We start from the raw sequence: 5,463 nt of genomic DNA on the forward strand, positions 1-5,463 counted from the left end.
AAGCCCAAGTCGAAGCGATCTCGGGGCGGGCAGCCGGGACACGACAAGCACGAGCGGACCTTGATTCCCGTCGAAGCCTGCCGAGACGTGGTGCCGTGCGTACCGAGCGCCTGTCGCCGGTGCGGCCGCAAGCTCTCAGGCCGGGATCCCGCACCGCTGCGGCATCAGGTCTGGGAACTGCCCGAGATCCGACCGTTGGTGACCGAGTATCAGCGACATCGATTGCTCCGTGCTTGCGGTTCATCGACCTGCGGCGAGTTGCCGCTGGGCGTTCCGACCGGACAAGCCGGGCCGCGACTGATCGCGTTCAGCGGTCTCTTGATGGCCTGCTTCCGGCAGTCGAAGCGGCGCGCGGCGCAGTTCCTGAGCATGATTCCGAACCAACCGGCCAGTGCCGCTTGGCTGGTGCTGTTGCAGAACCGTTGTGCCGACGCAGTGCAACCGGCCTACGATGAACTCGCCGCCCGACTCCCGGTCCAAGAAGTCTTGAACATCGACGAATCGCCGACGAAGGAAGGCCCGGCCAAGGCTTGGGTCTGGACCGTCGTCGCCGCGAGCTTCACCTTCTTCGCTTGCCGCACCAGTCGAGCCGCCGAAGTGCTGCGGGAATTGATCGGGGAAGCCTACGACGGCATCATCCACTGCGATCGGGCTCGGATGTACTGGCGCTTCGGCCGACTGCAATGGTGCTGGGCGCACTTGAAACGCGACTTTCAGGCGCTGGTCGATCATCCCTGCCCGACCAAGCAACGACTGGGCCGCGATCTGCTGCGACCGACGAAAGAACTGTTCGCCCTCTGGAAGCGGTCTCGTGACGGGACCATCACGCGCGGCACGTTCGAGCGACGCATGAAGCCGATCCGTCAAGAGATCGACGCCCTGCTGCTGCGCGGATATTACAACCCGCTCACGCGCGGCTTCGCGAAGGAACTCGTCGAGCACCGCGAACATCTCTGGACCTTCACGGAGGTCGAAGGCATCGAACCGACCAACAATGCCGCCGAGCGGGCGTTGCGGCACGCCGTGATCTGGCGGAAGCTGTCGTTCGGCACGCAGTCGGCGACAGGCAGCCGATTCGTCGAACGCCTCTTAACCGTGATTGAGACTTGCCGCCGACAGGACCGCAACGTCTTCGACTGGTTGACCGACGCCGTGCAGGCCAAACTTCGCAGGGAAACAGCTCCGTCCCTGCTCGCCTCGTGAACGATTGCGGAACTTAGGCGTTGCTTCCGCCGAAATGTGCATGGTTGGCCAGAACCACCATCTGATACATGTGGTAATGGAGTGCATCGGTCATCCGGTCGAATGTGCCGACATCACAGATGTTCTTTGTTCTTCGCCAGCATCGCGTGTTCACGTAGTTGGCGAGTTTTCATCCATTACGTCAGCATCAAGGTCTCGATTCAAAGCGACCCGTTCGATTAGGCGAGATTCGAACGCCAGCACTCCGGATTCATCCTTCAGCACGTACATCGTCAGTGGCCCCGTTCGTCCAAACCGATCAAATCGGCCGCATCGCTTTGCCAGGATCAACGGATTCGACGGCAAATCGTAGTGGACGACGTGGGCGACCTGCGGCAGCGAAATCCCCTCCGAGAGCGCGCCGTCAGTGCCTAGAATTAACCCGCCTTCTCTCAAAAACAGCTCGACGGTGGCTTGCCTTTCCGTGAAAGAACTTCCCCCCGTCAACTTAAACAGAGGCAGACCGACATCCTCCATTGCAGTATGCAAATACGACACCGTGTCCGCATACATTGAAAAGACACAGATTTTCGGGACGCTACCGATCTGCGACTCGATGATCGACTGGATCAATCCTTTCAACGCATTCAGTTTTTCGTCGGCACTCACGCAATCCAGCACATCTAAGCACTGCTCAACCACCGCAACCGCGGCCGGCAGGTCGGCCCACTCTACCGGCAACAACAGTGTGGTCGCCGCGACTTCTTCGATGTCGGAGTCTGGCTCCGTTTGAGCTGTGCTGGTTTCGTCACCAATGGCGGCGGTTCCTTCTACCGTCGAGTTTTCAATGTGGCAGACTGGGCCGAGATCCTGTTCGACTTGTTCAACCTTGCCGTCCAGCCTCATTCTGACTTCCAGATTGCTTCGAAGTCGCTGTAGGGATTGTTCGACGGCGAATAGGCTGGAGCCAGCCCGACGACGAATCAGGACTTGCGTCAGAACCGAAGTTCCGTCGCCGCCCGATTTAAGTGTGGGCATCAGAACGAGAAGACCTGACAGGAACTTCACCTCATCTGAATTGCGACTGTAAGATACCACGCTCCACTCCACTCGCTGGCGATCCACGTTGGACCCATCCCAGTCTTTCAGCACGCCATACCAATTCGTGAGCACGAGGGGTGACGGCAAGCGTGCCGGCTGGTCGGGTGACGGACGAAGCCACGGTTCGAGCATTGGAAGCGGCGTGGCCGTAAGCAATAAGAGTCGCCGGACAACATCCGCAGCCACCACCCGATCCAGAAGCGCGGCACGCTGCGGAGATGCGAGACGATGTGCTTCGTCGACGATTACGAGGTCCCAGTTGGCGGCAGACAGACTAGCCGCAAGATCGCTCTGCTTGGCTAAGTCTTGGCCGATCACATAGATGCCGTCCACGTTCAAGGGAGACTCGCCGATTGGTACCGCGGCTTCCATTTCCCGGAAGACCTGTCGTGTCACAAACACCACAGGCAGTTCAGACTGAGCGCTACCAAGCCGTTCACGCCATTCTTCGCATAGTGAAGCGGGCGGTAACACCAGCATCCGCCTGGCTCCTCGCGAAGCCAACTCTGCTGCGATCGCGATGCTGGTGTATGACTTACCAGTTCCTGGCGGAGCCGCTAACAGATGAAAGGCCGCCGAATCCGTTTCAAGAAACGAGACGACGAAGTTGGCCTGCCACGATCGCAGGCCACGACTTTGTAGCAACAGAAGAAACTCTTGCTGGTTCATGCCACACCCCCCTTCGTCCGTGCTTCAACGGCTGTTGCTTTCAGCAGCATCCAGTCTCGCAATGCAGAAAGCTCTTCGTAGTCTTCCACCGTGATCTCGCGACGAAAATGGAATACGTCATTCCGCAGCTCACCGGCCCTCTTGAGTTTCGTTCGCGTGCGAACTCGATCACCCATAAAAATGGGCTGAAAGTGGTTCCAGCTACGGTCGTCGCCAATGATCTGCACGTAATCGTTAAAAGTCATGTGTTCGAGGTCCGTCGGCAATTTGCCCTCGGGATAGTGCTTCAAGCAGTTCTTGGCACACGCGACCAGCTCGTCGTGATCCACCGCCAGGCGAATCAGTCCGCGCAGCGACAGTTCAATTTCCGCAATCAGTACGAACGGACTTGCAATGCTGTAGAGGTATCGCAGGATGTCCATCGCCGTGACAATCCCCTGAAGCCGATGTGGATCACCGACAAGGAGCGCATCCTGTTTGTCGATCGCGTCAAACCAGGCCCGAAATTCATCCGTGACTCTCGCGTAGGTCGGGCGGTCAATACAATCTTCAACAAACATCTCAAGCGGGTTAAACTTTTGGTTCTTCGCGTCACCACTCAGCTTGATCACAGCCCGCGAAAACGAGCGATACGAGAACAGGCCGAGTACTTGTTGGCCAACGATCACGGGCAACTGAGAAAAACCGTGTTTGCCGAGAAGAGCAAGGGCCTGCTGCACGGGCGTTTCGGGAAGCACAGAAATAAGTGTTTGATCTGTCGGAAGAACACTGTTCAGGCGGTGGAACAGCCCGGTGACAGATCGGACAATGTCGTCACTCGATAATGGGTCATGTCCATTCTGGCTCATTGCGACACCTCACGTGGTGGATGGGCAACGCGGGGATCGGCTGGGGGTGGATCAAGGCGAGTTTGGTAGGGTTGGCCGGTAAGAGTGGCTTCGGAAAGGGCGTCGTAGATTTCCAGGATCGTGGTTTTGGTTTTGTATTCGCCGTTGTATTTGGCTTCGTCCTTACGGCGGACAATGGGGAAGGTGTCGAGGATGTAAGCGGTGTCGTCGCGGTTGATGCCGTAGAGGTGGAAGAAGGCGGCGTCGAGTTCGCAACGGAGCAGGAACCGCCGCGACTCGTCCCAGCGGAACGGCGGCCCGTCGTATCCACAGTCCCGCGCGAACGGCTCCAAGTCCCACGCCGTGTAGCTCAGCTCCAGAACTCGCGGCAGGATGAATTGCTGAAGCGAACTTTCTGATTGCTGTTTGCCAGCCCACAGGCACGGCTGCGTGTAGCTGCTCCGTGTAACGAGAGGAAACTGAGCCAAGTAATGGCCACGCAAATGCAGTCCGGCGACTTTTTGTCTTGCGACGAAGTCCAGAGCGAAGGAGTTGAGATTGGCGAGAAGGCAGGCGTTCAATCCCGCTGTGTGAGGGCTGCGAATCCAAGGTACTGAGTCTGTCAACGCAGCACGCGGAACGATCGACGCGATGCAAGTGCGCTCGTTCGTTGCTGAGGTCACATCCTTCACCACCAGCAACCAATGCGCTTTGCCGCCACACCTCGAATCTACGGCGGACTCAGACACCCAGAAAGCGGGAAGTGCCAGCGATGATGGTTTTTGATGATTTTCAAGCGTGAAGTCTTCGGGCTGGTTGCGGCGGACTCGGTTTGAAGGATCGAATCGAACACTTGCCGCTCGATGATCGAATGCACCGACCATCTTACCTTCATAGAGCGGTAGCCAAGTCTCAAGCTCTTTCACGTACCAGCTTCGCTGCAACTCGAATCCCGTTTGCTCCAATTCGTCGGCCGAGCGGTGATGTGTCATCGCCGAGTTGACCATGAACATCAAATTTGGCTCTATGCGCCAGCCATCATCTGACTGATCCGCGACAATAGGACGACCGTCTTGCAGAGAAATCATCAATTCCATGTCTCTTCGACTTCGGCACAGCGGGGCTGTTCCTGTTATCGGGTTGATCTTGTGAACGTCAGCCGCACTCATTTGGATGTGGCGAGCCCGATCCGCAAGGTCATTTTCGTCTTGCGCGAAGAAGACAAAATCGGTACGGGGATACGATCCCATCGCTCCCGTCACTGTGAGCAGGCAAAAGTGATAACGTCGATCCACGTTCGGGAAGATTCCATTGCGATTCTCAAAGTCGAACAAAGAAACAATTCGACCGCCACCATGCAATGCAGTGAAGTGCGGCTGCGAAAAGGAATCGGAGGCGAACCCGGATGGGACGACGAGTCCAACGAATCCGTAAGGGCTGATGGCGATGTGACTTGATTCCAGGAATAGCCGGTAAAGATTGATTCGCCCACTTGCTGCCAGAGGGAACCGTCCGCTGTTCTGCATCAAGTGCTTTTCACCGTGCGTGTGTCGCACGTACTCACTATAGCTGAGCCAAAGCGAGAGAGATATAACCGAAAGTCGTGTACGAGGGTGAGTTGAAAGGGGCGGCGTACTTGGGTTGAAATGGTTTTGCTTAGGAACCTTTTTTCCCGGAGTACGCC

General features: G+C 57.2%; 4 protein-coding genes. 1 reads left to right on the forward strand and 3 read right to left on the reverse strand.

From position 1 onward, the window contains the following. A partial coding sequence (locus SGJ19_12650) for an IS66 family transposase (protein MDZ4781095.1) occupies window positions 1-1,203 on the forward strand: 1,203 nt, incomplete at its 5' end. Between the two features lie 150 nt (window positions 1,204-1,353). On the opposite strand, the gene SGJ19_12655 is transcribed toward SGJ19_12650, so the two are convergent. The 3 genes from SGJ19_12655 to SGJ19_12665 form a co-directional block, all read right to left on the reverse strand. Next, window positions 1,354-2,952 carry a DEAD/DEAH box helicase gene (locus tag SGJ19_12655; GenBank protein MDZ4781096.1) on the reverse strand — a complete coding sequence of 533 codons (1,599 nt, stop codon included), beginning with the start codon at window positions 2,950-2,952 and terminating at the stop codon, window positions 1,354-1,356. Then, entirely contained in the window at window positions 2,949-3,800 is an 852-nt protein-coding gene (locus tag SGJ19_12660) for a CBS domain-containing protein (GenBank protein ID MDZ4781097.1), read from the reverse strand. The genes SGJ19_12655 and SGJ19_12660 overlap by 4 nt, the downstream gene beginning before the upstream one ends. Beyond that, window positions 3,797-5,463: SAM-dependent DNA methyltransferase (locus SGJ19_12665; GenBank protein MDZ4781098.1), on the reverse strand; the 1,667-nt coding region annotated here is incomplete at its 5' end. The genes SGJ19_12665 and SGJ19_12660, both read right to left, overlap by 4 nt.

The sequence above is a fragment of the Planctomycetia bacterium genome (genome assembly GCA_034440135.1).
Classification (GTDB): Bacteria; Planctomycetota; Planctomycetia; order Pirellulales; family JALHLM01; genus JALHLM01.